At 55.9% G+C, this 3396-nt stretch carries 4 protein-coding genes; 3 read left to right on the top strand and 1 reads right to left on the bottom strand.

What is annotated here, in order from left to right:
• Positions 1-81 precede the first annotated feature (81 nt).
• The gene (locus B9Z54_RS24500) at positions 82-714 is read right to left on the bottom strand and encodes a class I SAM-dependent methyltransferase (RefSeq protein WP_113930955.1); all 633 of its coding nucleotides are present in this window, start codon (positions 712-714) and stop codon (positions 82-84) included.
• Positions 715-788: 74 nt separating this feature from the next.
• Between B9Z54_RS24500 and B9Z54_RS24495 the strand changes: the two genes are divergently transcribed.
• The 3 genes from B9Z54_RS24495 to B9Z54_RS24485 form a co-directional block, all read left to right on the top strand.
• The gene (locus B9Z54_RS24495; protein ID WP_113930954.1) at positions 789-2276 is read left to right on the top strand and encodes a cryptochrome/photolyase family protein; all 1488 of its coding nucleotides are present in this window, start codon (positions 789-791) and stop codon (positions 2274-2276) included.
• 200 nt (positions 2277-2476) lie between these two features.
• Positions 2477-3064 (top strand): glycerol-3-phosphate responsive antiterminator, encoded by a 588-nt coding sequence (locus B9Z54_RS24490; protein WP_481747829.1) that lies wholly within the window; start codon positions 2477-2479, stop codon positions 3062-3064.
• On the top strand, positions 3061-3396 hold a 336-nt coding region (locus B9Z54_RS24485), incomplete at its 3' end, for an ATP-binding cassette domain-containing protein (RefSeq protein WP_162785357.1). The genes B9Z54_RS24490 and B9Z54_RS24485, both read left to right, overlap by 4 nt.

The raw sequence follows: 3396 nt of genomic DNA, 5'->3' as shown, positions 1-3396 counted from the left end.
TTGGCGATTCATCTCCCACTTTCACTAGGACTTCGCCCGCGACGTTTAGAAGCGGGAGTATTCTCGCCTAATTTTGATAAATTAAGTAGAAAACCTTTTCCGTCCCATCACGGCGACCGTATGATAATCACGCGAATCAGGACCGCGTGTCTCGACGATGTCGGTCAGGCCGAGCGTGGAAGCGGCGGGAATGAACTGTTCCCGTACGATGGATGTGATGCCGTCCCACGTCACATCGCCTTTCCCGTCGCAGTACGTGATGACGAACGACCCGCCTGGTGCGAGGATGCGTTCAATCTCGGTAAGCACTGCAGGCACGTCTTCCCAAAAGTAGAGTGTATGGATGCTGAAGACACGGTCAAACTGTGCGTCTGGAAACGGGAGCGTCCCGAGGTCACCTTGGACGATTTCTGCCCGACCCGCTTGCACGTCCGGTCGATTTCGTAGGAGCGCCGAGCGGACGATGGTCGGGGAACGGTCGAGACCGGTCACATGGATGTGATTGTGTGCCTGAAGGAGGCGTGCTATGGCGTCGCCGGCGCCGCAACCGAGGTCGAGGATACGGTCATTCGGCTGAATCGTCAATTGTTCAATCGTCCAATCGACTTCGACGCGATGTTGGCGGACCATCTTCTCGCCGATGTACGTGCCGACAATGCCGCGTGGGTTCTCGTATTGACTGTCAATCCATGTTTGGAGACGCGTGAAGCGCATCGAACCATTCCTTTCTAAATAACATCGAGGTAGATTGAGTGTAGCATAACCATTTTAGGAGGGGAGTTGAATCGATGCGATCGTTTTGGATTTTCGGCAATCAGTTGTCGCACGAGCTCGAACTGTTCAATCACGTCGAAAATGATGACGTCATCGTCATGATCGAGGCGACGTCACGGGCGACGTGGCGGCCGTACCATAAACAGAAACTCGTCCTCATCTTTTCGGCGATGCGTCACTTCGCCGTGGAGTTGCGCGACAAAGGCTACACGGTCGACTATCACGAGGCTGACTCGTTCCAGGACGCGTGGGACGATCACTTCACACGCTATGAACCGGAGGCAATCCATTATACGGCCGTCACCGACGCTGCGATGGAGAAGAAGCTGCACCAGTTCGGTCAGAAGCACAAGCTCGTCGAACACGCGGACGTGCCGCTCTTCTATTTAACGAAGGAGGAAGCCGTCGACACGCTCGGCGGTGAGCCTTGGCGGATGGATCGTTTCTATCGCCAGATGCGGAAGCGGTTTGACGTCTTGCTCGAGGATGGGAAACCACGGGGTGGCAAATGGTCGTTCGATACGGACAACCGCCAGCCGCCGAAAGACGGGCTGACGTTCCCGGCACCAATCCATTTCCGACCGGATGCGATCACGAAAGACGTCATCGAAAAAGTAAATCGCGATTTCGCCGACCATCCAGGCGACATCACCCCGTTCGTTTGGCCGGTGACGCGCAGTGAGGCGCGTCGGGCACTGAAACGGTTCATCGAGGAGCGGCTCGAGACGTTCGGTCCATATCAAGACGCGATGCTGTCGGACAATCAGGACATGTCGCACAGCCTGTTGTCGGCGGCGATCAACATCGGACTGCTGACCCCGGATGAGGTCGTTCAGGCGGCTGTTGCGTCAGATGCCCCGCTCGCCTCGATCGAAGGGTTCGTCCGTCAAATCCTCGGCTGGCGGGAATATATGCGCGCCGTCTACGTGGCGTCGATGCCGGGGTATGAGTCGGTCAACACGTTCAACCATGAACGCGATTTACCCGATTATTTCTGGGACGCCGAGACGGACATGAACTGCATCCATCAGAGCGTGAAGCCCGTCATCGAGAAGGCACACAACCATCACATCCAACGGCTCATGGTGCTCGGTAACTTTGCGACGCTGTTCGAGGTGTCGCCCCAACAGACGAGCGACTGGTTCAACGAGATGTACATCGACGCTTACGACTGGGTCGTGCTGCCGAACGTGCTCGGGATGGCGCTCCATGCGGACGGCGGGAAGCTGGCGACGAAGCCATACATCGCCTCGGGGAAATATATCGATAAGATGAGTGACTACTGTAAGGGATGCAAGTACAACCCAAAACATACGACCGAGGACGACGCCTGTCCGTTCAATGCCTTGTATTGGCACTTCATCGACAAGCACGAGGAGCGGTTCGCGAAGAACCAACGCATGAAGATGATGGTCCGCAATTGGCAAGGTCGTGACGACGACGTCAAAGCGGACATCTTGGCGAAGGCGAAACAGACAATCCACGACACCGACTCCTTATGAGTCGGTTTTTTTACGTCGTCTTCACAAACTTTTGCACGTCCTTCACGACCGCTTTACATTCATCCGGTACGATATGACTTGTGAGACCCCTCATGCCAAGTGAATAGCTATGGTAGAACATTCGAGAGACCAACAGAAGCCCGTACGTCGATGACGTCCTGTTTCTGTTGGTCCTTTTTTCTAGGGAAAGGATGATCCAAGTGAATGAAACGCTCCGCACGATTGGACAAGAGAAGATGATTGCCTCCATCAAATCACCGAAACAACTCGAGAAGTTCCTGCAGTCGGACGTTACGACGACGTTCCTCATGATGGGGACGCTCAGCACGCTCGACCGATACGTCGTCCATTTGAAACGGGAGAATCGGACCGTGTTCCTGCACGCTGAACGCATCAATGGCATCAGCCTCGACCGTGACGGGATCGACTATTTGGCGAAACGGGTCGGCGCCGATGGGATTGTGACGACGAAGGCGTCTGTCATCCAACACGCCAAACGGGCCGGCCTCATGACGGTGCAGCGCCTGTTTCTCGTCGACTCGGACGCGATCTCGTCGGGCATCAAGATGGCGCGAGATCAACAGCCGGACGCACTCGAACTGATGCCGGGTCTCATCCCGAGCGTCATCGAGCATGTCGCAGATAACGTCTCGCTACCGATCGTGACGGGTGGGATGATCCGAAAGCCGATTCACGTGCATGAAGCACTGTCCCACGGGGCGTTCGCCGTCTCGACCGGGGATGAGCGGTTATGGGCGTCACAAGGAACGAAGGAGGATATCATATGAAATCGATTCAACTGCAGAACATCAAGAAATCATACGACGAGACCGAAGTCATTCGCGGGATTGACGTGACGATCGAGGCCGGTGAGTTCTTTGCCCTCGTCGGACCGTCGGGTTGCGGCAAGAGCACGATGCTCCGGATGATTGCCGGGCTCGAGTCGATCACGAGCGGGACGCTCCGCATCGACGGTGTCGCCGCGAACGAGCTGAAGCCGAGCGAACGGCAGCTGTCGATGGTGTTCCAAAACTATGCGCTCTATCCGCACATGACGGTCGAGAAAAACATCACGTTCGGCTTACATACGAAAGGACTGACGAAGCTCGAGCAACGCGAA

Source organism: Bacillus sp. P14.5 (assembly GCF_003316765.1).
In the GTDB taxonomy this organism is placed as follows: Bacteria; Bacillota; Bacilli; order Bacillales; family Bacillaceae_B; genus Rossellomorea.
The sequence above is the reverse complement of the archived record's forward strand: the minus strand, read 5'-3'. Positions and strand labels throughout refer to the sequence as shown.

Excerpts from the sequence above, each read along its gene's own strand:
- B9Z54_RS24495 (WP_113930954.1), top strand. The coding sequence starts at position 789 with ATGCGATCGTTTTGGATTTTCGGCAATCAGTTGTCGCACGAGCTCGAA.
- B9Z54_RS24500 (WP_113930955.1), bottom strand. The coding sequence starts at position 714 with ATGCGCTTCACGCGTCTCCAAACATGGATTGACAGTCAATACGAGAAC.